This window comes from Streptomyces sp. NPDC056224, from assembly GCF_042267665.1.
In the GTDB taxonomy this organism is placed as follows: Bacteria; Actinomycetota; Actinomycetes; order Streptomycetales; family Streptomycetaceae; genus Streptomyces.
This window is the reverse complement of sequence record NZ_JBHJTK010000009.1, coordinates 68,772-90,382: the sequence shown is the minus strand read 5'-3', so window position 1 is coordinate 90,382 and position 21,611 is coordinate 68,772. Positions and strand designations below refer to the sequence as shown.

Sequence of the window (21,611 nt, the reverse complement as noted above, 5' to 3'; positions counted from 1 at the left end):
GGACATACAAAGATCGAACTTGACTACGACAATCCTCTCGTCCCAGGCGTAGCCCACCCAGGGCCCGAGCGCACCCACCCAGCCGAAGACGAGTCCTGATCAGGCTTTTCGGGGGAGGTGGGGATGCTCCATCCTGGCCCCCACCTGGGATGGGGGTCAGGATGTCATGCGTTGACCTGAGCCATGTCGACGTCGGCGCTGCTGTCGCTCAGGGCGGCGAGGTAGCGCTCGGCGTCGAGGGCCGCGGAGCAGCCGGAGCCGGCTGCGGTGATGGCTTGGCGGTAGGTGTGGTCGACGACGTCGCCGGCGGCGAAGACGCCGGGGATGTTCGTGCGGGTCGAGGGTGAGGCGACCTTGATGTAGCCCTCGTCGTCGAGGTCGACCTGTCCGGTGAACAGCTCGGTGCGGGGGTCGTGTCCGATGGCGATGAACAGGTCGGTGACGTCGAGGTCGCGGAGCTTGCCGGTGAAGGTGTCGCGCAGGACGACGCTGGAGAGCATGCCGTTGGTGTCCTTGATCTCGGCGATCTCGCTGTCGAAGGCGAAGGAGATCTTGTCGTCGGTGAAGGCCCGGTTCTGCATGACCTTGGAGGCGCGCAGGGTGGAGCGGCGGTGGACGATGGTGACCGAGCGGGCGAAGCGGGTGAGGAAGGTGGCCTCTTCCATGGCGGTGTCGCCGCCGCCGACCACGACGATGTCGCGGTCGCGGAAGAAGAACCCGTCGCAGGTGGCGCACCAGGACACCCCGCGGCCGGAGAGCTCGTCCTCCTTGGGCAGGCCCAGCTTGCGGTAGCCGGAGCCGGTCGCAATGATCACGGACTTCGCGCGGTGGACGGTGCCCTCGGAGTCGGTGACTTCCTTGATGGCGCCGGTGAGGTTCGCGGAGACGATGTCGTCGTCGATCATCTCGGCGCCGAACTTCTCGGCCTGGGCCCGCATGTTGACCATGAGGTCCGGGCCGTCGATCCCGTCGGGGAAGCCGGGGAAGTTCTCCACCTCGGTGGGGTCCACCCCCAGCCCCGCCGGCGGCAGCGGCCTCAAGGCCCTGGGGGAGAAGGCGGCCGCCGACTGGATCGGCTACCGCGTCCCGGACCTGAAGGACCCCGCCGTCCGGGCCCGGTACGCGGGCAAGCGCACCGCGGTCATCGGCTCCGGCGCCACCGTCGCCTCAGTGGCCGCGCAGGGCAAAGTGCCGTCGCGCCTGCGGCGCCGAGGCGCCGACGCATCCGTGCCCGTTCGGCGCGCGTGCGAGGCGATGGCGGAACTGGCGGCAGCCGTGGACGAGGCGCTGCTGGGGCTGGGCGGGGACGTGGCGAAGGTCGAGCGCAAGCAGTACGACGCGTACCAGCGGCTGCGCAACTTCGCCTGTGTCACCTCCCGGCAGGACAAGCTCCTCGCATACCTCAAGGCGGCGCCTACAACTGTCGATCTTGTGCCGGGGTTCACCAGGGATGTAACGGGGCTTGGGCATCACGGCACCGGCGACCTGGAGGTCCAGCTGCGCTCGCACAAGGACCTCGAGCGGGCGATGGAGCTGTTCCGGCTGTCCTACGACGCGGCGGCATAGGCCGGCGTCACTGACCTGAACGTGTGTCAGTGCCGGGACGTAGCATCCGGAGCGATGCCGCGTCGTTGTGGCCGGCACGCGGTGCCTTGGGGTGGGCTGGCCAAGGCGATGGGGAGGTACCCCAATGGGGTGGGAGTCCTTGCTGGTATCGGAGTTCAAGCGACTCCAGTCCACTTCGGACGCGCATCGACGTGGCCGGAAGCTCGAGGAGTTGTTGGAGCGGCTGTTCCAGAACGCGCACTTCCGCGTCCAGCGAAATGCCGGCGCTGCACGACCAAGGCAAACCGATCTTGTCGCGGGCTACGGCGACGCCTGGTACGTGATCGAGGCCAAATGGGAACAGACGCCCGTTGACGTCAACACCTTCGACAGCGTGCGGGCCCGCGTGGAGCGAGCTGGCCCCGCCACTATCGGTGTGATCATCAGCATCGCGGGCTTCACGGAATCCGTCATCCAGCAGGTCGTCGAATTCCGAGGGCGACAGCCCATACTGCTCATCGGTGAGAAGGAACTGCTGCAGCTCCTCCGTTCACCTGAATCGCTCGCCAACCTGTTGAAGGCAAAGCAGGCGGAGCTTGTCGCCCATGGTCGTGTCCACCTTGGCCTGGACACCACGAGGAAGACCAAGCGCCGACCGATCAACGATCTGCCGGCAGCCAGCGTCTCCCTGCTTGGGGACACCCTGGAGCCGCTGCCGTACGTCACCGCCGACGACAGCTTCGGTGAACTCGTCTTCGTCCATGAACTGCCCGATGTCGACTGGGTGATCGCCAACGGCAACGGGGTCGCCCTGGACCTCCCGGTCCGCCGTTTGGACGAAGGCGGTCTCATTGATCTCGTCCACACGCTGAACTCCATGGGCTGGACGACATCCGAACCATCCTGGAGCATCCGACAGGCAACCACGGCGTGGCACGGAACCGGCGCTCGGGAGTTCGTCAACGCGCTGACCGGCAGGAAGAAGCGTTACGGCGGACTGAAGGACATCCACCACACCGAGCAGGTCGCGTACTTCGACACCTGCCTAGGCGGAGGCTTCTACACGCTGACAGCCGATGTCTCCAGCGACCCTTCCCGCGTGGTACTGCGCTGCAATATCTCCTTCCAACTGGTGGGCATTCCGGTCGACATGGCTCCGCTCCGGCACCTCTTCGAGCGATACGACGCGATGGCCTCGGGCTTCCTCCGTCCACTTACAGGCCGCGCCGTGACCCGGGATTACCTGAAGGATCACGAGCCGCTGGAAGCTGTCGGGTACCTCGTCTCCTCTGACGACGTCCCCTCGATCTCCTGGGTCGAGCGCCCCGAGAGCCCCTCGGAGGAGGCGAGCGTTCCGGATAAGTGGGTCACTGGCATCGTGGCCCGAAACCCCTACTACAAGGCAGAGCGGGGAGCGACGCCGGAGGGCTGGCCGATGGCAGTCGAGTCCAGCGAGCTCATCGTCTGCGCCTTGCGGAACCACCATCCACTGGAAAAGAGGCCCGAGGGCTACTCGCTGATCTCTTGGGAACTGGCGAAGACTTCGGATGCCAAGGTATTCCGCCCAGTGGCGGACTGGTAGACGACTCATCGGGGGGCCACGGCACGAGCATGCGGGGCACCGAGCACCGTGTTGGAGCCTGGTCGGCGAACGGGAGGGGGGGAGGAGGCGCGATTGTGGGTGGGCGGGAGTCGCTGAGGTGCGGGCAACCTCTCTTGGTCATCGGCCTGGCCGGGCGGGGGTGCGGGTGGCAGGGCCAGCTCGTGCGGCCGGGGTGCGGACGGCGGGAGCACGGGGGACGGCAGGCTGGCGGGCGGTGGGCTTCTCGGCGAAGTCGCCTGTGGCTTGGTGCCAGCGGCTCCGTACTGAGGACAATGCGGAGAGTGCCCGGCGGCTGCCAGTGGCCAGCTGGTGGACGGATGTGGCGTCGTCCGCAGTGAGCGCTTCGATTCGTGCGGCAACGGCCCCAGCCTGTGCCAGGAGAGCGCGCTGGAGGACCTTCTGGCCCCAGTGCTCGGGTGCCCCTGCGGGATGGGCGAGCAAGTCGAGGACCTCGGCGGGCTGGAGCCCTTCGCGAAGCAGGCCGCGCTGCTGACCCTCCCACAGGAGGGTGATGGGGTCCACGGGCGCACCCCGGCGGGCGAGTGCCGTCAAGCAGGCGTAGAGAGCAGCGTGCGCGGGGACGGTGAAGTCACCCTCGTGTAGCCAGCGCATCCGAGGCAGGCCATCGGGGTGTGCGGTGGCCGTGGCCAGGAGCATCCGTTCCTCGTCCTCCGCCTCTACCGACGCCTCGGCAGTCGGGGCGGGAGTCTGCGGGGTCCGGGGCATCGATCCGGGGTGCGAGGGGAAGGCCGTGGTCAGCTCGTCGAGGTAGACGGCTAGCTGGTCGGCCCGGGTGAGGACCGTCCGAGCCGGTTCGGGCCCCGGTGCGCGGGCGGCATGGGCGAGGAGACCGGCATGCTGGCGCAGAACGCGGCGGGCGTGCCCGGAACGGACCATCTGCGAGTAGGCAGGGGCGTGGGCGTCGGTGGGGCAGACGCTGATGAGGGTGTGCAGGTAGGAGGCCGTCAGGGCTCGGGCGTGGGGCTGGGCCGCTTCGAGGAGCTGGTTGGGCCACACCGGGCGGGCCCGGTGGACCTCGGGCGCGGGCGGGGACACCGTGCGCATCGCAGCGAACAGGGCGCTGTGCGCGGTGTTGGCGAAGTGCTCAGCCTCGAGCGGCCCGATGGTCTTGAGTCGCTCGGGAACCAGGAGCAGGGCGCCGAGCAGGGCCTGTTCGGCGTATTGGACCACCGGCGGAGACGCCGGGTATTGCAGGACATCCTCGTCGGCTTCGGTACGGGCGGCGTCGGACATCATGCCGCCAGGACGAAGTCGTCGCGGCTGAGCACGCGTTCGACGTGTGGTGCGATCAAGTGGGCAGCGAACAAAGGGGGAACAGCGTTCCCGATCTGGGAGAAGCGCTGGCCCTTGTTGCCCTGCCAGGGGTAGGCGGACGGAAAGGACTGCAGGATCCCGGCCTCCTCGGCGGTGATACGGATCGTCGGTGGCGCTGTCTCCGCAGGGCCTGTAGTGGTCCAGACGCATTCGTTGGCGCGGTTGCCGAAGAACAAGGTGGCGGCCGGTTCGGTCACGGGCCGGATGGCCGCGTTCGCCTGGCTGTTGCTGCGCAGGACCCAGTCCTGTCCGCCACCGCACCGCGGCGTTTGCGGAGATTCCTCCGTGCAGCTGCACGGAGGCCCGGCCTCAGGGTTCCGGGGGCGTAGTGGGGGGTTCTTCCACGCGCCGCGGTCGCGGGCGTCGGAGAGGGTCTTGCGGGAGCCGGAGGGGAAAGGCTCCGGTCCGCCCCCGGGGCCGCCGCCGGCGCACACGGTGGGTACGGGCCCGTCGGTGCGTCCCCAGCCCAGGGCTTCGGCCATGGACACCCAGGTTCGACGGCCGGGCCCGAAGAAGGTCTCCGGCTCGCTGAACTTGGCGTGTGTCGGCTCAGGCGGCGCCGCCGTACGGGTACGGGAGGCGATCAAGATCGCCCGCCGCCTCGTCTGCGGCACGCCATAGTCAGCGGCGTTGAGGATGCCGCTCCAGGTGGAGAACCCCCAGGAGCGGAGCACGGTGGCGTACTGCTTCCACAAGGGCGCGACGTCGGGGACCTCCTCCATCAGCACCCATTCCGGCTCGCCGGCCTGGTGCAGGGCGTGGAGGTAGCGCATCGGCCCGGCGGCCAGCAGCGACCGCTGGTCCTGGCAGGCTGCGAGCAGTTGGGGGCGGGTGTCCCGTCCGGCGGCCAAGTCCGCCACGGCTTGGCGGACGAGGGGCTGGTCGACCAGGCCAAGGCGCTTGCCAGCCATGCTCCACGCCTGACAGGGCGGGCTCGCTATCAGGCCGCGGGTCCGGCCGATGAAGGGGCGGACCGGGTAGAGCGCGACGTCGGTGCGGATCGTGGTCTGCCCGGTCGCCGCGCGGGTCTTGCAGGCCCATTCGTCCCACTCCAGGCCGACATCGCGCACGCCCAGGACGTGCAGGGCGTGCCCCCAGCCGCCCGGACCAGCGAAGAGGTCCAGAACGAGGCCCTTCATACGGCTAGCCCGAAGTCGGCTTGTAGGGGCGCGGCCTTGGCGATGGCCCGGGCGGTGATGGCGTCGGAGGCGGCCTTGGAGGCGGCGGACAGTCCTCCGGCGCCCGGTTCGAGGTACCAGGGGCGAAGGTCGAGCATTGCGGCGCGCAAGCCGGTCGCGAAGAGGAGGGCCGTGCCCTTGGGGAGGGCACGGATTCGGTCCGCGGGCAGGATCCGCTCCTGCCGCATGCTGATCGAGGTGGACTTGCCCGACTCCGAGACGGAGGTGGACTTGGTCTCCACGTCGTGATCGCCGATCAGCCGGGACAGCTTGTCCGCGAAGTCCGGGTCGTCAATGCCAGACCCGATGACCTTGATGGTGGCCGCCGACCACATGGCGTCCATGCCCGCGTCGCCCCAAACCTTCTGGCCCTGCCTGTAGGACTGCAAGATCGTTATCGGGATGATTCCGCGCGAGCCCAGGTGCGAGTACAGGTCCGGGAGGTCGCTGATTTTGCACACGTTTGCGGCCTCGTCGAGGATCGCGAGCAAAGGCGGGTCGAGACGTCCGCCGGTGCGTTCGGCTCGGGCGGTCGCGGCCCGCATCACCGAGTCGGCGCACGCTGCGATGAGCGCAGAGGCTCCTCCGCCGCCGTCCTTGGAGAGAAGGAACAGCGTGTCGGTGGAGGCCACGAACTCGGCCGGGCGGAACTCCGGTACGTCTTTCTGCGGGGTCACCCAGGCGGCGATGTCGGCGCTCAGCAGGGCGGACGCGTACTGTCTCGCGGTCTCATAGATGCCGTCTCGGGTTTCGGGCGGGCCCTCAACCGTGCCCTTCAACTGGGCTGCGACGGAGGAGAATCCGTGGTCGCGCAGGATGTCGAGCGGTCGCCGGTCGGCGGGGAAGGCCAGCCACTGCATCACGTCCGTGATCGGGCGGTTGTCGAGGGCCGCGGCCAGGAACAGCTGCGACAAGATGTTGGATCCGGCCTTTGACCAGAAGTCGCCCTGCTGGGAGGCGTCCACGGACGCGGCGAGGAAGTGGCCGGCGAGCCGGTTCGCTCCCTCCAGGGACTTGGCGTCCGCAAGGGGGTTCCACCACATGGTGCGGGGTGCGTGGGCGATCTGCTGGGGGTCCATCGACCACACCCGCCCCACTCGACTGCGGGCGTCGGAGCAGGTCGTATAGGCGTCGCCGGCGGCCTTGTTACTGGTCAGGAGTACGGCGCCGGGCGCGGCCAAGATGGACGGGATCGCCAGCGAGGTGGTCTTCCCGGAGCGCGGTGCCATGATCGCCACCGCGACGTCCTCGTACCCCATCCGGATCTCGGTCCGGGTGCCCAGAAGGTTGCCCAGGAGGACTCCGGTGTCCGAGGCCTCGATGCGGTCGGCGTCCTTCAGGCTGGGGCGCAGGCTGCGGGCCTTTGCGGTGATCGCCTTGGCCAGGAGCGGCTCGATGTCTCTGGCCTTGGCGGTGCCCTGGACCCGGCGCTTGTTCTTCCCGCCGAAGGCGTCCTTGTGGCGGCTCCACCACACGCCGCCGACGGCGGCCAAGGCGATCAGGGCGAGTACGGGGAGGATTCGGGCACCGAGGAGCAGGGACGCTTCCCCCATGCCGGGCCAGAGCTGGTCGGGACGGATGAGGGCGTCGGCGGGCCGGTAGCCGGCCCAGGGGTGCCCGGTGAGCAGGGCGGTGAGGTTCCCGCCGAGCCAGGCGAGATGGGAGAGGGGGATGGCGACGGCGAAGACCCCGAGGAGGACCTTGAAGGCTGTGTCGTAGCCGTCGGAGGAGGAGCTGGACTGGGACAAGGCGCGCTGTTCCGTGGAGGGGGCGGGGGACGAAAGGGGTCAGCGGGTGCGGCGGTGCAGCGACCCGCCGGGCGGCTGCGGCGGCAGCGGTGTGCCGGTGCGGTGGGCGGCGAGGCGGTCGGTCCGGTCCCACAGGGCGTACTCGGCCTGATGGGCGGGAACGCGTTCGCGGGCGATGCGGACGCTGTACCGGAGGAAGGGCGCCATTGCCTTCTCGTCACGCAGCAGCGGCTCGGTGGAGACCATGCCGGCGAGGACGGCGGCGGACAGGTGGGGCGGGGTGTGGTCGGAGAAGCACGCCCGCCAGGCCGGACGGGCGGTCTGTTCGGACGCCCAGGGGCCGTCGTGGGCCGTGACCTCGATGTTCATCGCGCCGAGCGGGTGCCGGGAGACGGTGACGAATCCGTCCGGGGAGGAGATCTGGTGGTCCAAGACGGAGTGCTTCCACCCAGCGTGCTCCAGGACCTGCATCGGATCGGCGGGGTTGTCGGCTGCGTTGGTGGTGAGGGCGTCGGTGGCCGCGGCGACTATCTCGGCCGGGGTGCCGGCGCCGAAGCGCATGGTCCACGCCTTCTCGGTGCTGCTTCCGGTGTGGTGCAGGGTCCACCAGTGCTCGTCCGGGTCCGGTGACAGCAGCAGTTCGGCTTGGCGGTCGCGGCGGGTGAGCCGTACGACCGGGCTGAGGGGGATGTGGGCCGGCTGCCAGCGGAAGGCCTTTTGCAGCGGGGCGGTCACCCATCGCGGATCCCCGCCGCCGGCCAGGTAGCGGGGAACGAGCTGGGCCAGCACCGGCGGCTTCTTGGCCCCGCTCACCGCTGTGCGCCTTCCCTGAGGGAGAGGGCGATGTGGTTCGCGGTGACCGTACGGCGTGCGACGGCGAGTTCGAGGTTGTCGGCGTGCGTGGCGAACAGGCCGATTCGTGCGGAGCGGAAGACGGCAAGACGGGCGGCAATCTCCTGGTGGCCGGGGACGGTGGCGTTGCCAGAGAGGACGGGTTGGGGCACGGGCGGGCCTTTTCGAGGGTTCAGGGGCGGGATGCGCGGGAGGATGCCGGGCTTGCTGGGGCGGCGGCCGGGACCGGCAGGTGGGTGGTGAGACGGGTGCGGCGCTGGGTGCGTGCCCGGGCCCGGGCGGCGTCGATGCGGGAGAAGTGGGCTTCGACCGCCTGCTCCGGGGTGAGCGGACTGTTCTCCTGCCGGGCTGCGTAGTGGTCGAGGTCGTGCATGCCGCGCAGGACGGGGGCGGTGGAGACGAGCTGCTCGGCCAGGCCGGCCATGAGGTGGTCCGGGACCCGGCCGCTGATCCAGATCTTCCAGATCGGGGGGCCGCTGTGCTCGGGCTTGGCCTCGATGCGCCACGCGAGGTGGTCGGGCGAGTCGTTGAAGATGGGACGCAGTTCGGCCCGGATCGGCAGCCTCGGGTCGGGCGAGAGGGCCTCGCCGGTTCCCTCCGGGCGGAGCTCTACGCTCCAGCCCGCCTTCTGCATGTGCCCCCACGGCCCGGTGTCGCCTCGGCGAGGGCCGTCGAAGAGCCGGTCGGTGAATCCGGCGATGATCTCCGTCGGCACCATCCGGTCGAAGGAAGCGTTCCACGTCCAGTCGACTGAGTGGATCCGCCACCAGGAGCCGGAGGTGAACGGGTCGATCACCATGTGGTGCCGGCTCTCGTCAGGGCCGGTGAGGGCGATCCGTGGATCACCGGGGGTGGAGGTGAGGGTCCACCCGGCGGCGAGCAGGGCGTGGGTGACGTGACGGGGGTCGCCGGGCCCCGCGAGGTGGCGGGGCGTTGTCTCGAAGGGGATCTTCGTGTGGTGGTCGTTGGCGTACGAGGCCCGCTGGGCGGGGCTTACTGTCACGGGGCCGTCTCGGCGGGGCTCGTACGGACGGGCGCGGTGCGCAGGGGTTCGAGGGTGAGGTCGAGCAGGCGCAGGTCCTGCAGGACGGACGCGGCCTCGATGTATTCGCCCAGGGTCGCCTCGACTGTGTCGGTGCGGGGGACCGTGGTCTCCTGGGCGAGGTAGCGGGCGATGCCGCGCAGCGCTTCGCCGAGGCGCACCGCAGTGCCGGTGTCCGCGTCGACGAGTGCCGCGATCAGGGCGAGGGCCTCAGCCGCGTGCGGGCCGGTCCGCAGGTAGGCGGTAAGGAGGTGCAGGGTGTGCGCGGAGGCACGGATGTCCTCGGCGGACAGCCGGGTCGTGTGTCCGTCACTCATCAAAAGCTCCAGGGGATTGAGGCCGGTTCAGCGCCGCTGTGGTGTAGGGCCGTGGCCGGGAGGGGGGGTACGCCGGAGCGGGCGGCTGGGGCCGGGCGATTCATCGGGTTTTCGCGTAGCCGGACGCCTTGGCCCCGGTGCGGGCGTGGGAGGAGACCCAGTTGCGGCTCCAGGCTGCGGCGCGGGCGGCGGAGAGGCGGGTCTGCTGCCAGGCGCCGAGCTGGTCGGGCAGGACGGACACGGAGGTGACGCGGATGCGGTTGCTGAGCGGCACGTGCCCGAGCGGGCGCATCACCGGCTCTTTGTCGGCCAGGGCCGTGGTCAGGGACTGCACCAGGTGCAGCGGCGTGCTCGCGGTGGCCTGCGCGTTCCATACGGGCCCGTGCTCGTTGCGGGCGCCGACCCACCAGTGGTTCTGGCTGCCGTCACCGCCGGGTTGGACGTACTGCACGACGGCGTGCCGGTCGGGGCTCTGGGCGACGAAGTAGTCGTCCTGCTGCATGCTCCAGGACTTCTCGGTGAGCGGCGCCCACACGTTCGGGGCGTGCGCCGAGCGCGGCTTGGTCAGCGCATCGGTCAGGCCCGCCACGATCTCCACCGGGGTCTGCGGGGTCAGGGTGACCTGCCAGGCTGGCTGATGTCCGTGCGCGGCACCGTGGACCTGCCATCCGCCCGGCGGCTGATAGGCCACGCGCACCATCTGGTCGGGCGAGTCGAAGGCGAGCATCGTGCCGGAACTGCGGGCGATGTCCTTCCAGCCCGACGCGCGCAGGAACTCGCCGACGTGGCGCAGGTCTCCGCCGCCGGCCAGGTAGCGGGGCTCGACCAGGTAGTGCTGCTGGGCCTGGCCCCAGCCGGCCCACTGCTGTCTCTTGCTCAACGGTGCCTCCCCCGCGCCACCAGGGCGGTGGCCTGCGTGGCGGCCGGTGAGGACGTGGTCAGGGCTCGGCGCGAGGCGATCTCCTCGAACACGTCCTGGTGTTCGTCCAGGTCGAGGCCGAGGTCGTGCAGTGTGTTGGCGGTGCGCCCGAGTGCCAGCCACATCTCCGCAGGGAAGACGCCGCTCTGGGCGTGGTGCTTGGTGACGTAGGTGCCGGTGCCGACCAGGGCTGTCAGCCTGCCGAGGATGCCGTTCTCGGAGTCCAGGACCTGCTGGAGGATCTGTGCGGCCTGCTGGGGCCCGGCCTGGGACAGGTGCGCGGAGAGCTGGTCGAGCTGGCGGGTGATGCTGCCGGTGAGCGCGGCGGCGGTTGGGGTCATGGGCGGTCCAGGGGGCTGTGCCGTACCCCCGACGGTGGTCAGCGGGGCTGGCGGTGGATGGAGGCGGCCGGAGGTGCGGTGCGCGGCGGAGGCGCGAGCCGAGGCCGGTCGGGACCTGCGGCCTTGACGACGGCGGCGCGCAGGTAGCGGCGCAGCAGGAAACGGGCGAGCCGCGGCCGGGTGGCGGCGTTGAGCGGTGGGACGCGCGGCCGGTGGCCGGTACTGCCGACGGATGGCTGGGCGTGGGCTGGGTGGTGCCGGGGCGTAAAGGTCACCGGGCGCGGGTGGCGGTCCGGGCACCGGGCGGGGGAGTGGGCAACGTGGCCTCCGCGGCAGGACGGACGGCGGCGCGCAGCACGGTGGCGAAGCCGAGGCGTGCGAGGCGGGCTCCGGCCGCCTGGACGGCGTGGGCCTGCGCGCGAGTGTCGTCCCCGGAGAGCACATAGGCGCCTGCCGTGGTGTTCCACGCGAACCCTTCGGACACCAGGGCTTCGGCTGCGGGCCGGGCGGTGGTGACGGCCGCGAGGGAACCGCCCTCGAGCCACGTCATCACCACCTGCTGCGGCTGAGCACCGGCGGCGGGGAGGGGCTGCGGGGGGTTCATCGCGTTGTGCCGGACCTGGGCGAGCGCGATGTCGTATCGGGGCAGCAGGTCGGCGGTGATGGCGCGGGCGGCGCGCTCGGCATCGGCAGGCACGGCGATCCCGTCCGGTTCGCGGACCCCGGCGAACGCCTCCGGGGCGACGCCGCCCGGAGCCATGGTGGCCACGAGGAACTCCTCGTCATGCCGGGGATGAAGGGTGACGTACAGGCGGGTGCCGTCGTCGCGGATGAGGTGGGCGTCTGCGCCCAAGGCGTACTCGGCGAGGGCGGCGGCCACTTCGTTGAGGTCCCAGACCTCTTCGGCGTGCAGGAACTGGTCTTCGTGCCGCTGGTGTTGGTGGTGGTGCACGGTCCAGTTCCCGGGGAGTTCCTCGGAGAGGTTGGTGGCGAACGACTCCACGTCGCGGCTGTCGTCGTCGGGCAGGGTGCGGGGGGCGGGCATGGGCTCCTCGAACATGGGGCGGGGGTCATCGGGTCCGTCCGGAGGCGGTAGGGGCTGGTGCGGCCGGCGGGGCGGCGGGCAGTGACGTGCCCGGCCGGGCTGGGGCCGTGCTGCGGTCGGCGAGCTCTGCGCGGGTGTGCAGCAGGTCGGCGGCGATGGGACCGAGCCGGTGCTCGGCCAGGTAGCGCATGCGGGCCGCGACGTGCCGGTCCGCAGGTCCGCCGAGGCCGTCGTAGACGGCGGCAATGGAGTGAAGGAGCTGGTCCAGGGCGGCGAGGATGCCGTCGTGCGCGGCGGTCACCTCCTCCAGCCGGTCGGATACCTCGGCCGGGCCGGCCGCGTCGCGGATGGCCGCGGCGAGGTTGGCAATGGACCGGCCGTCCGTGACGTAGCGGTCCTGTGTCGTCTCCGTCGCGTATTTGGCGTCGGCCTCGACCCGGTACCCCGCCGCCTGGAGCCGGGCGACGGCGAGCTGCGCCACTGCGGCCTGGTCCGCCGGCAGAACGGTCGGCGACATCCGGTGCCAAGTCGTGCCCCGCACCTCGCGGAGGAAGAAGGTGCGTTCCAGGATGCCGTGAGCCAGTCCATCACCGCCGCGGGCGATGATCCGGCCGGTGCCGATGTCCCGGGCGACCGTGACGGGTGCTGCCTCGCGAGGGGTCGCCGGCTCGTTCACCGTACGGCCGCCCGCGATGCGGCAGGTGCCTGGACCGGCCGGGTCGGCGCAAGGGCGGCCGAAGGCTCAGAGGGCTGGAGGCGAGAGGCGATCTCGCCCAGCTGCTCCTGCAGCCCGTACAGGCGGCGCGCTGTCCAGAACAAGTCCCTTGCCGCGGCTTCGGTTTGGTCGCCGGGCAGCGTGGCGGCCTGCCGACCGACCTCTTCCACGAGCTGCCGCACTGTGGAGATCGGGCCCGACTGCTCGGCGGCGAGCTGCCGCAGGATTCCCGCGAGCGGGCCGGTCGCGGTCGGCACCCGCGGAGAGGCGACGTGCTCCAGCCCGGGCGCCCGGTCCCGGCGCGGGGAGTCCTGCTGCTGGCTGGAGTGCAGGAGGAGGTCGGCCTCGAGGCTCCGCGCCTCGGCGACCAGGGTCTGCAGGAGGCGTCGGGGCTGGGCACTCCAGGTGCCGTCGAGGCGGATGAGGTTGGCGATCACGTCCAGGCGCCCGGGCTGAGCCTGGACGGCGATCCACTGGCAAGCCTGGTCGTCTCCGGGTGGCGCTATACCGGCGACACGGGCGATCCGGTATCCGATCTCTGACCACTCGGCGTGGTTCAGCTCCCGGTCCAGCGGATGCATGTGCGCGGTGACGTGGAGTATTGCGCGCCGGTCGCCGTCGGGCCCGGAGGCGAGCGGGTGCTCCAGCGACGGGCCGGCGAGATGGTCGGCCCACGTTGTCGAGCTCCAGGTTTCGTCCTCGTCGTTGTAGTGGTCCAGCCGGTTCGAGTGGGCGACCACCGTGTCGCCGGGCGCGGTGGTCAGGCCCTCGTTCAGACTGATCTCTCGTCCGAGCGCCTCGGCGAGGGCATCCTCGGCGGTCACGTCACGGGAGTGGATTGCAATGATCATGGTCTCGCTCGGGGATTGCATATTGAACGGATGGCAGAACGCCCGCGCCTTCGGGGGCGCCGGTTACGGCCGTGGTCAGCGCCCGGGCTGGGTGTCGGCGACGTGGACGAGCTGGTTGAGCGCGGTCAGGGAGTACCAGCTGCAGTCCACGACGTCCTCGCCGTCCCCGAGGCGCTTGACCAGGTACTCCCGCAGCGACTTCTGGTGCATCAGGCACTCCGGGCACCGCTTGGACAGGTGCACCAGGTAGCGGGGGTGGGCCGTGACGTAGGAGCGGTCGCCGCCGTTGGGGTCGAGCAGCCGCCACCCGTCCTCGTCGGTCGGGGTGTGCCAGGAGGGGGCCACGACCCTCATCGCGTCGCCCCACAGCTCCCCGCCGGCGGCACCCTTGAGGATTACGACGTGCTCGCCGGGACGGAAGTGCTGGTGGGTGATGTCCCGCTCCGGGGTGAGCGGGTCGGGCGGCAAATACACGGGGCTGGTCTCGGGCACGGCGGTCCTTCCACGAAGACGCTGGGCGGCGGTGGAAGACAAAGGGTCCGGAGAATCCCCGATTTCCGAAACCGGGACTTCGCCGCTATATTGCGCGCCGCGCGGCTACCGGAACGGGTTCTCCGTGGACCGGTCGCGGTCGTCGGCGGCCTCTAGCAGCTCGGGAAGATCGCTCCCTTCGGCCTCGCGCTGGTCGACCCACCACCCGGCCCTCGTCAGCAGCCGGACCTGCTCCTCCAGCTGGGCCCAGTCGGCTTCGTCCCAGGTCCCTTCGGTGACCAGCGCGGTGTACGCGCGGGTCACCAGCTGGTGGCGGGTCCGCTCGCCCCATCCCAGGATCTTTTCCGGCCCCTCCAGGGGCGGCATGTCGAACTGGGTTGCCCAGTTGGCGGCGGCGGCCTGTTCGTCCGCCCGCTTGGCGGCAAGCCACTCGGCCGTACTGGCGGCATCAGCCTGGTGATCGGCCCGCCAGCAGTCGGTGCACTGCCGGGCGGCGAGCCATCGGGCGTATCCAGCGCGCTGGTCCGCCGAACGATCGGACAGATCACGGGTGCTGGTGTGTCCACAGCTGTGGACGATCTCAAAGGACCTGGGGATGTCCACGGAGAACTCCTTGCAACAGAAGGGGGTTGAGAGGGCTGGACCGGTCGGTATGGCGAGGCGGCCAGGAAGCCGGGGCGGGCCCTGGGTTGTCGGCGCCCGCAACCCAGCGGGGCGAAATCGCGCCCTGGAGGGCGGGGCAGTCTGGTCAGCGGGAACGCGCTGCGCTCAGCGTGGGCGTAGGTCCCGGCACGGGGCGGGTGGCCGCTGGCGGTGCGAGCGTGGGCCGGTCGGGGTTCCGGGCGAGTTCGAGTAGCTGGTCCCCCTCGGTGAGCCAGAGCGACATCGCGACCGTGTCGTTCTGCCCGTCCGACTCCAGAGTTGCCTCGAAGGCGTCGAGGAACGCCGCCTCGTGTTCAGACAGCTGCCGAGCCTGGCGTCGGCGTACGTGAGTGATGAGACGCGGGGCCTGGCTGCGGAACCTGGCCAGCGCCCCGGCCAGAGCGGGATCGAACGGTTCGAGGATCTCGCCGGGTTCATAGGATTCCTGGGCCCAGCGCAGGTCTTCTTCGGCCGCGGCGAGCTGACCGCGCTGGAGCTTGGCGGCGTAATCCGGCAGCAACCGGCCCCGTCCGGCGGCGGCAATCGCGTCGATGGTGGGTGCGGTGACGCAGGCGGGCCCCTCGGAGATGACCGTGTCGATTTCGTCGGGCCCGGGGAGCATGGCACCGACCACGTAATGGCCGTGCCACACATCATGGACGAGGGTGAGCCAGGTGTCGGCGCTGTCGCGCCGCAGATGGGCGGTGGCTGACGGACGCCTGGTCAGGGCGCCGTGGAGCGCTCCCTCCGAAGGGCCGGAAGCCCATACCCACTCAAGCAGGCCGTTCTGTGCATGGGGATCCGGGTGGGCGGTCACCGTAACCGTCCACCGCCCGGGCAGGGTACGGGCGATTCGGTCAGCGACATCGCCGAGGAAGGGCTGCTCGCTGAGGACGACGGCGACGTCGAGGTCCTGCGCGCTCTGACGTAGCTGGTGCAGTGCTTCGCGGGCCTGACTCGCATCGGTGAGGGGCAGTTGGTGGGTTCCGTACTGGTCCGTGGTGAATCCGGCGAGGGTCAGGCAGGTCTCGGCCCACTGGTGACGGCTTCCGGATGCGTGACCGGCCAGGGTGCCGGCAGTGGTGCGGTGGAGGGTGATGGTGGCAGTCGGCGACAGGGCAGGAGTCCTTGGGGCGAGGTCGGGGTCGTGTCGGTGCGGCGTGAGGGTCAGGCCGGGGTGGGGCCCTTCGCGGTCACCGTGTTCGTCTGGCAGCCGAGGAGTGGGTGCCGAGGGCGGGTACGGGCACGGACGCAACCTGGGGAGCATTCACGCGGTGCTGCGGAGGTCGTGCGGTGGCGGCCCGGGCGATGCGAGCTAGTCGTTCGGCCGCGGAGTTCCCCCGGGTCGGGGCGTTCGGAGGGGCGGTTTCGGCTGGATCGAGGGAGAGGTCCGCTTGCACGGTGAACCCACGTCGGCGGAGGTCATGGACGGTCTGCCGGGCGCGGCGCCGCAGGTCGTGATCGGGCTGGGTCAGCCGGAACAGATCCGATTGGCCCGGCAGGGGTTCGAACTGCTCGCGCTCCAGGTACCAGGCGGCGAGGTGGGAAGTGATGGCTGTGCTGGGACGGGCGACCACACCGTGCTCGGCGTCCAGCCCGAAATGGAAGTGCGGTTGCATGGGGCGTCCTGATGGTCGGGGAAGGTCATCGGCTGCGGGGCGTTCGCCCGACCCGATCACCGGGGAGGGCGGGCGCGGCTGCGCCGGCAGTGGGAAGCGCGGGCCGGACCGTGGAAGCAGGGCCGACGGGGCGAGTGGCGTGTGCCTGGCGCAGTAGGGCCGGCGCGCCGGTCCGCCACCGGCGGAGGATCTCGGCTGTGCCGGGCTGCAGGGCTGGGGGCGAGGAGGGCGCCGCTGGCCACGAGGGTTCCGCCACGTCCGGGTGAAGGAGCTGGTGGAGCCGATCTAGGGAGGCGGAGTCCTCGGCGCCCGCCACAGGGCGCACGCGGGAGAGGAGCGCAGCGGCGTGGGGGCGCAGTCGGCGCCACTCCACGGAGCCTTCTTCGAGGTACTGCTGCTGGGTGTGTCCGAGCGTGGCCGGGTCCAGGCGGGTGCCGTCGCTGTAGCGGCCGGAGTGCTGGATCGCCGTCCATGCCGTGTGGAGTTCCTCGAGCCTTCCGTGTGCCGCTTCGACGGCGTCCAGCAGCCGTTCGTGGACAGCCTGTTCGTACGCGGGCAGGAACGTGCTGGTGACCAGGCCGGCGGCATGGGCCGTGTCGGAGGGCAGCACGATCGAGGTGGGGGCGTGCGGGTCGGCGTAGTTGTCGTCGAAGGTGGCGCTGGCGAAGGAGCCGAGCAGGTATTCGTCGGTGCTGCCGGGCCGTTCGGCCAGGAGGACTTCGATGCCTGCGCCGTTGGTGAGCTGGGCGGCGTACGGGATGCGGATGTGCTCCACGCAGTCGATGAGTTCGCCCGCGTCCCACAGGAGGGGGACGAGGTCTTCCTGCCACACCGGGTGCGAGTAGACCTCGACCTTCACCGTCCACTGCCCGGGCAGGCAGTCGGCGAGCGCGGCGGCATAGTCACCGAGGTAGGTGCGGGGGCCGCCGAAGAGGTGGACGCGGTGCCGGCGTGCGGTATGGGCGAGGGCGCGCAGGATGGGTGCGGCGGTGTCCACGTCGCGCAGGGCGTACGTGCGTCGGGGCGCCGCTCGAATCCGGGCGTGAGCTGAGTGCGGTGTTGACCCAGGGGTACTGCTCGCCCACGGGGACGGCGACCAGGCCGTCGGCCGGGCTGACGGCGAGGATGATCTGTGCCTGGCCCCTGGAACGGGGCGTCGTACGGGCGTCCATGCTCACGTCCGGCTGGTGAGGGCGTTGCGCAGGCCGTGCCCGAACGCGTGGGCATGGCGGCGGGCGGCCAGCTCCAGCTCCTCGTACTGCTCGCCGCGGGTCATCTGGCCGTCGTGCTTGCGGTACCGGTAGACGGGCAGCGGGAGCAGCACGCCGGGGGCCAGCGCGGTGACGCCGACGGCCGCCATGTAGTCCTCGCCCTGGACGAGGCCGCCCATGCCGCCGGCCGCGCGGACCAGGCGGGTGCGGGCCAGGATGGTCGTCGGCCCGACGGGGATGGTGTCCTGCGGCCGGGGCCAGTACGTCACCACGTCGCCTGCGGCGTGGTAGCCGGGCGGGGCCGGGCATTCCCACAGACGGCGGGAACCGTCGGGCAGCCAGTCCTCGCTGTATCCGGCGACCCACCCGAGCTCGTCGGTGAAGGTCTCCAGGCGTACACCCAGGCTCCAGTCGGGGAAGACGTCATCGTCGTCGGCCCAGTTCACGAATTCGGTGCGGACCTCGTTCAGGCCGAGGTTGCGGGCGCAGGCGGCGCCGACCGGCCGGGGCAGGGCGAGGATCCGGACCCGGGGGTCGGCGGTGACCGGGGCTGGCACAAGGGCGGGGTCGGCGCCGTCGAGGACGAGGACTGCCTCCCAGGGCACGGTCTGCCGGGTGAGGCTGGCGTGCATCTCCTGCAGGTAGGGCAGGCGCTCGGGGCGGAGCTGGGTGGCGATGACGACGGTGATCTGCGCGGCGGACAGAGACTTCTCCGGAGTGCGTTCCATGGACGGGGCGTTCAGCGGGTGATCCGCGGTCGGGCGGGTGCGGGTGCTGGGGCGAGCGGCTTGGTGATCTTCAGTGGGGTGGCGGGGGCCTGGATGGGCGCGGGCCGGTTCGAGTCCCACAGCGAGGGGGTGCCGGAGATCCGGGAGAGGGGGTCGGTGTCCCAGGGCACGATGGGTCCGGCGTCGTACCAGGTCAGGGCGATGACCTCGATGCCGTGGTCGTGCAGGACGTAGCCCCATTCCAGGCCCATGGCATCAGCGTTGGTGTCGGTGACCGGGATCGGCTCCGCGGGGGTGCCGTCTACGTTGAACACGTTGTCGAAGGGCGCACTGGGGCCGAGGTCGCCGTGGGGGTCGAGCCGCTCCAGGACGTTGTCGGGGGCCCTGTCCAGGAGGTCCATGCCGAGCTGCTTCCAGTCGTGGGGTCCATCGATGAGGTGCCGGCGCAGGGCGTCGAGGTCGCCGCCGAAGCGGTAGCGGGCGGCGCCGAGCAGGAGGGGGAGCTGGTGGTCGGGGTAGCCGTCGTAATGGCAGTAGATGCCTTCGTAGCCGGTACCGGTGGGGCGGGCGATGAAGCTGCGGGTGCTGATGGCGGTTCCTTCGTGCAGGTGGTCAGCGGGCGTGGGCGGCAGGCGCTGCGGGCAGTGCGGGTACCGGCCGGGCCACGGCCGGTGGGCGAGGCGGGAGCGTGACGGTGGGCGTGGCGTGGCGCAGGTTCACGCCGATCCCGTGCGCGACGAGCCGGAGGGCGACGGCCTGGATGCGTACGGCGCGGTCGGCCTCGCCGTAGGAGGCGGGGAGGAGGAACGCGGCCTGGTGGGGCAGGTACTGGGATCCGTGGACGTACAGGGTTTCCCTGGCTTCCTCCGGGACGTCCTTGTACGGCGCTCCGAGCGCTCCGTCCTAGTACCAGGTCAGGGTGAGGGTTCGGTCGACCTGTGGCGGGGCCTTGCGGTGCGGGGGCTCGGGCTGGTCGACGCGGCTGCGGCGCACCGCGTCGCGGGCGGCTTCGTAGCGGGGCAGCAGCCGCCGCGCGATGTGGGCGGCGGCCCGGACGGGATCGTTGGGGACCGCGATCCCGTTGGGTTCCTCGACGCCCACGAAGTGGTGCGGCTCGATGTCGGGGCCGAGCGGGGCGACGACGAACTGGCCAGGCCGCAGCGGCCGGTCGGTGACGTAGAGGTGCTGGCCGTCCGGGCCGTGGAGTACGGCCTCGTGGCCCAGGACGTACTGGCTGACGATGTACTCGACGTGGCCGCGGTCCCAGAGACGTTCGATGGTGGCGAACTGGTCTGGGTAGGTGGGATGCTGCTGGTATTCGCTTGTCCACTGTCCGGGGAGACGGGCGGCGAGCGCGGAGGCGAACAGGGACAGGTCGGCGCGTGCTGTGGGCATGGGTTCCCGGGTTGGTTGAACGTTTCTTCGGTCAATGCATACGGGCGTCTGTGTCGAAGAGCTGCAGCTCGGCGGGGTGCAGCTGGTGCTGGACCACGAAGCTCCGACCGGCGACCTTCCATAGGCCTCGGCCACGGCTGAGGTGGGATAGCGCCGCGGTTTCGACGCTGGTCAGCCCGAGGAGTCCAGCGGCGGCGTGCAGTTGGTCGGTCTCCTGGCGGTAGATCACGCGGGTGCTGCAGTCGGCGAGCAACCCCTCGGCCAGCGCGCGGCTTTGGCTGCCGGCGTCGCCCGCGGTCAGCAGGTCGGACAGCCGGTGGATGACCATGGCGTTGGCGATGCCCAGGCCGCGGGAGAGCTTCCACTGGGCCTGCATGCGCATCAGGAGGGCCGGATGCCTCATCAGTCTCCACGCCTCGTCGTAGATCACCCACCGCCGGCCGCCGTACGGGTCGGTGAGCGCGGCTTCCATCCATGCCGAGGCGCACGTCATGGCCAGGACCAGTGCGGTGTCGTCGCTGCCGCCGAGGCGGGAGAGGTCGATGGACAGCATCGGGCTGTACGGGTTGAAGGCGCTGGTGGAGGGCGCGTCGAACATCCCGGCCAGGTCTCCGAAGACCAAGCGGCGCATGGCGTGGGCGAGATCGCGGGCGGCCTCCCCGAGCCGTCCGGCCAGCAGCCCGCCGGCAAGGTCGAGGCCGGGCCCGTCGGCCAGGGCGTGGGCGATGTCGCCGAGCAGCGGGGGCCGGCCACTGGCCGCTGCCCGGGCGGAGGCGGCGTCGAGCGCCACGTCGAGCACGGTGTGCTCCATGGGCAGAAGGTCCCGGCCCAGCACGGTGCGGGCCAGGGAGCCGAGCAGCAGCAGACGGCGCTTGCGGACCTCGCCCTCCCACTCCGCCTCCGGCACGGACGCCGGCCTAGGAGCCGCGTCCAAAGGATTCAACCTCCCGGGTAGCCCGGGCCCCAGCGCGATGGACGTTCCGCCCAAGGCGGCGGCCACCGCGCTCCATTCGCCCTTGGGATCGCATGGGACGTACACCCGGTAGCCGAAGGCGACGGACCGCAGGGCCAGGCTCTTGGCCAGGGCGCTCTTGCCCTGCCCGATCACCCCCGCGAGCAGCAGGTTGGGGTTGGTGAACCCCTCCACTTTTCCGTACAGGGAGAACGGGTCGAAGGTGAAGCTGCCCTCCGCATGCAGGGCGCGGCCGATATAGATGCCGTCGGCGCCGAGCCCGCCTTCGGCGAGGAACGGGTACGCGGCCGAGGCAACGGCGGTGGTCATCCGGTGGGCGGGGAGTTTGAGGCGGCTGCCGCGGGCGGACGCGCGGCCGGGGCGCCCGGCGAGCGGGTAGACGGCATCGGGGTAGGCCGCCTCGGTGGGCTGCTGCTCCGCGTCTGCGCCGGCGGCGGTGCTTGCGCGGGCTTCGGCTCGGGCCGTCTGCTTGCGAAGCGCCCGACGCTGGGCGCGGTCGAGGGTGTGCGGGGTGAACAGGGGAGTGGCGCTGGCGCGGCGGTGGGACAACGGTGCTCGCTCGTTTCCGGGACGGGGTGTTCAGGACGCCGGTATGGCGAGGTCGGCGGCCGTGGTCTTGCGCCGAATGGCGTGGGAGGCGGCCAAGTGACGCTGGCAGATGGTCAGCACGGGCGGGCCTTCCGGGAGCCGCTCGGGGTGGCAGTCGCTGCCGCCGGGGGCCGCGGCGGGCACCAGGTGGAAGGCTGCGTGGACGGCGTCGGCTGCCTGCCAGAGGCGTGCGTGGGCGGTGGCCAGGTGCCGTCCGGAGGCGGGGCGCTCGGGCCGGGTGCGTTCAGCGATCTGGTCCAGCAGCCGGTGCAGGGCGGTGAGGTGGGCGTGCAGACTGTCGAGGTGAGGCCGGTCGGCGGGCCGGGCGCTCTCGCCGACGGTGGTCTGTGCGGTGAGGGTGCGCGTGTGGTGGCGCAGGCCGGCGGTTGCCGCCCGCAGATACGGGTGGGCGTCGCTCGTGGGGAGGGCGTCGCTGCGGTCGTCAGGTGACAAGGGCTTCTCGCGGGGGATG

The 21,611-nt window shown here is 71.1% G+C and carries 26 protein-coding genes and 1 pseudogene; 4 read left to right on the top strand and 23 right to left on the bottom strand.

Annotated elements, in window-relative coordinates; translation table 11 throughout:
• Positions 1–164: 164 nt before the first annotated feature.
• Complete coding sequence (locus ACFCZ1_RS14730) at positions 165–1,073, bottom strand: NAD(P)/FAD-dependent oxidoreductase (RefSeq protein WP_376678763.1); 909 nt, start codon at positions 1,071–1,073, stop codon at positions 165–167.
• Here ACFCZ1_RS14730 and ACFCZ1_RS14725 point away from each other — a divergent pair.
• Positions 1,006–1,566: pseudogene (locus ACFCZ1_RS14725) on the top strand (DUF5655 domain-containing protein); the annotation flags it as partial. The gene ACFCZ1_RS14730 and the pseudogene ACFCZ1_RS14725 sit on opposite strands and share 68 nt — an antisense overlap.
• Before the next feature lie 139 nt (positions 1,567–1,705).
• Entirely contained in the window at positions 1,706–3,127 is a 1,422-nt protein-coding gene (locus ACFCZ1_RS14720) for a restriction endonuclease (protein ID WP_376678706.1), read from the top strand.
• 138 nt (positions 3,128–3,265) lie between these two features.
• Here ACFCZ1_RS14720 and ACFCZ1_RS14715 read toward each other — a convergent pair whose 3' ends face one another.
• The 16 genes from ACFCZ1_RS14715 to ACFCZ1_RS14640 all read right to left on the bottom strand — a co-directional run bounded on the left by ACFCZ1_RS14715 (position 3,266) and on the right by ACFCZ1_RS14640 (position 15,892).
• On the bottom strand, positions 3,266–4,405 hold the full coding sequence (locus ACFCZ1_RS14715) for a DnaB-like helicase N-terminal domain-containing protein (protein WP_314245636.1): 1,140 nt from the start codon (positions 4,403–4,405) through the stop codon (positions 3,266–3,268).
• Positions 4,402–5,622 carry a DNA cytosine methyltransferase gene (locus tag ACFCZ1_RS14710; RefSeq protein ID WP_327738887.1) on the bottom strand — a complete coding sequence of 407 codons (1,221 nt, stop codon included), beginning with the start codon at positions 5,620–5,622 and terminating at the stop codon, positions 4,402–4,404. Before ACFCZ1_RS14710 ends, ACFCZ1_RS14715 begins: the two co-directional genes overlap by 4 nt.
• Positions 5,619–7,409 carry a type IV secretory system conjugative DNA transfer family protein gene (locus ACFCZ1_RS14705; RefSeq protein WP_376678705.1) on the bottom strand — a complete coding sequence of 597 codons (1,791 nt, stop codon included), beginning with the start codon at positions 7,407–7,409 and terminating at the stop codon, positions 5,619–5,621. The genes ACFCZ1_RS14710 and ACFCZ1_RS14705 overlap by 4 nt, the downstream gene beginning before the upstream one ends.
• 39 nt (positions 7,410–7,448) lie before the next feature.
• Positions 7,449–8,222 (bottom strand): DUF317 domain-containing protein, encoded by a 774-nt coding sequence (locus ACFCZ1_RS14700; protein ID WP_327738889.1) that lies wholly within the window; start codon positions 8,220–8,222, stop codon positions 7,449–7,451.
• Complete coding sequence (locus ACFCZ1_RS14695; protein ID WP_327738890.1) at positions 8,219–8,413, bottom strand: hypothetical protein; 195 nt, start codon at positions 8,411–8,413, stop codon at positions 8,219–8,221. Before ACFCZ1_RS14695 ends, ACFCZ1_RS14700 begins: the two co-directional genes overlap by 4 nt.
• Positions 8,414–8,433: 20 nt before the next feature.
• Positions 8,434–9,264 carry a DUF317 domain-containing protein gene (locus ACFCZ1_RS14690; protein WP_327738891.1) on the bottom strand — a complete coding sequence of 277 codons (831 nt, stop codon included), beginning with the start codon at positions 9,262–9,264 and terminating at the stop codon, positions 8,434–8,436.
• Positions 9,261–9,620: a hypothetical protein gene (locus tag ACFCZ1_RS14685; RefSeq protein ID WP_314245646.1), complete on the bottom strand. Its 360-nt coding sequence runs from the start codon at positions 9,618–9,620 to the stop codon at positions 9,261–9,263. The genes ACFCZ1_RS14690 and ACFCZ1_RS14685 overlap by 4 nt, the downstream gene beginning before the upstream one ends.
• Positions 9,621–9,720: 100 nt before the next feature.
• Complete coding sequence (locus ACFCZ1_RS14680; protein ID WP_376678704.1) at positions 9,721–10,500, bottom strand: DUF317 domain-containing protein; 780 nt, start codon at positions 10,498–10,500, stop codon at positions 9,721–9,723.
• Entirely contained in the window at positions 10,497–10,880 is a 384-nt protein-coding gene (locus ACFCZ1_RS14675) for a hypothetical protein (RefSeq protein ID WP_376678703.1), read from the bottom strand. The genes ACFCZ1_RS14680 and ACFCZ1_RS14675 overlap by 4 nt, the downstream gene beginning before the upstream one ends.
• Before the next feature lie 38 nt (positions 10,881–10,918).
• Positions 10,919–11,155 carry a hypothetical protein gene (locus ACFCZ1_RS14670; RefSeq protein ID WP_314245652.1) on the bottom strand — a complete coding sequence of 79 codons (237 nt, stop codon included), beginning with the start codon at positions 11,153–11,155 and terminating at the stop codon, positions 10,919–10,921.
• Positions 11,152–11,940: a hypothetical protein gene (locus tag ACFCZ1_RS14665; RefSeq protein ID WP_376678702.1), complete on the bottom strand. Its 789-nt coding sequence runs from the start codon at positions 11,938–11,940 to the stop codon at positions 11,152–11,154. Before ACFCZ1_RS14665 ends, ACFCZ1_RS14670 begins: the two co-directional genes overlap by 4 nt.
• Positions 11,941–11,950: 10 nt before the next feature.
• Positions 11,951–12,601 (bottom strand): hypothetical protein, encoded by a 651-nt coding sequence (locus ACFCZ1_RS14660; protein WP_376678701.1) that lies wholly within the window; start codon positions 12,599–12,601, stop codon positions 11,951–11,953.
• A complete protein-coding gene (locus tag ACFCZ1_RS14655) occupies positions 12,598–13,491 on the bottom strand; it encodes a relaxase/mobilization nuclease (protein ID WP_376678700.1) in 894 nt (297 codons plus the stop codon). Before ACFCZ1_RS14655 ends, ACFCZ1_RS14660 begins: the two co-directional genes overlap by 4 nt.
• Before the next feature lie 75 nt (positions 13,492–13,566).
• Positions 13,567–13,983 carry a hypothetical protein gene (locus tag ACFCZ1_RS14650; protein WP_314245659.1) on the bottom strand — a complete coding sequence of 139 codons (417 nt, stop codon included), beginning with the start codon at positions 13,981–13,983 and terminating at the stop codon, positions 13,567–13,569.
• A gap of 105 nt (positions 13,984–14,088) precedes the next feature.
• On the bottom strand, positions 14,089–14,586 hold the full coding sequence (locus ACFCZ1_RS14645) for a hypothetical protein (protein ID WP_376678699.1): 498 nt from the start codon (positions 14,584–14,586) through the stop codon (positions 14,089–14,091).
• A gap of 145 nt (positions 14,587–14,731) precedes the next feature.
• Positions 14,732–15,892, bottom strand: coding sequence for a hypothetical protein (locus ACFCZ1_RS14640; protein ID WP_327738897.1), 1,161 nt, complete (start codon positions 15,890–15,892; stop codon positions 14,732–14,734).
• 127 nt (positions 15,893–16,019) lie between these two features.
• On the opposite strand from ACFCZ1_RS14640, the gene ACFCZ1_RS14635 reads away from it, so the two are divergent.
• A complete protein-coding gene (locus ACFCZ1_RS14635; RefSeq protein WP_327738899.1) occupies positions 16,020–16,256 on the top strand; it encodes a hypothetical protein in 237 nt (78 codons plus the stop codon).
• A 13-nt stretch (positions 16,257–16,269) separates the two neighbouring features.
• Here ACFCZ1_RS14635 and ACFCZ1_RS14630 read toward each other — a convergent pair whose 3' ends face one another.
• The 3 genes from ACFCZ1_RS14630 to ACFCZ1_RS14620 form a co-directional block, all read right to left on the bottom strand.
• Positions 16,270–17,241: a hypothetical protein gene (locus ACFCZ1_RS14630; RefSeq protein ID WP_327738900.1), complete on the bottom strand. Its 972-nt coding sequence runs from the start codon at positions 17,239–17,241 to the stop codon at positions 16,270–16,272.
• 177 nt (positions 17,242–17,418) lie between these two features.
• Positions 17,419–18,183: a glycosyltransferase gene (locus ACFCZ1_RS14625; RefSeq protein WP_327738901.1), complete on the bottom strand. Its 765-nt coding sequence runs from the start codon at positions 18,181–18,183 to the stop codon at positions 17,419–17,421.
• A gap of 11 nt (positions 18,184–18,194) precedes the next feature.
• On the bottom strand, positions 18,195–18,584 hold the full coding sequence (locus ACFCZ1_RS14620) for a hypothetical protein (RefSeq protein WP_327738902.1): 390 nt from the start codon (positions 18,582–18,584) through the stop codon (positions 18,195–18,197).
• Between the two features lie 18 nt (positions 18,585–18,602).
• Here ACFCZ1_RS14620 and ACFCZ1_RS14615 point away from each other — a divergent pair, with 18 nt between their 5' ends.
• Positions 18,603–18,875 carry a hypothetical protein gene (locus ACFCZ1_RS14615; RefSeq protein ID WP_327738903.1) on the top strand — a complete coding sequence of 91 codons (273 nt, stop codon included), beginning with the start codon at positions 18,603–18,605 and terminating at the stop codon, positions 18,873–18,875.
• A 211-nt stretch (positions 18,876–19,086) separates the two neighbouring features.
• Here the strand turns inward: ACFCZ1_RS14615 and ACFCZ1_RS14610 are convergent, their stop codons facing one another.
• From ACFCZ1_RS14610 to ACFCZ1_RS14600, 3 genes are read right to left on the bottom strand one after another with little or no spacing between them, the layout of a single operon-like run.
• A complete protein-coding gene (locus tag ACFCZ1_RS14610; protein WP_314245668.1) occupies positions 19,087–19,578 on the bottom strand; it encodes a hypothetical protein in 492 nt (163 codons plus the stop codon).
• A gap of 31 nt (positions 19,579–19,609) precedes the next feature.
• Positions 19,610–21,100 (bottom strand): ATP-binding protein, encoded by a 1,491-nt coding sequence (locus tag ACFCZ1_RS14605; protein WP_376678698.1) that lies wholly within the window; start codon positions 21,098–21,100, stop codon positions 19,610–19,612.
• Positions 21,101–21,130: 30 nt separating this feature from the next.
• On the bottom strand, positions 21,131–21,592 hold the full coding sequence (locus tag ACFCZ1_RS14600) for a DUF6238 family protein (RefSeq protein WP_327738905.1): 462 nt from the start codon (positions 21,590–21,592) through the stop codon (positions 21,131–21,133).
• Between the last annotated feature and the right edge of the window lie 19 nt (positions 21,593–21,611).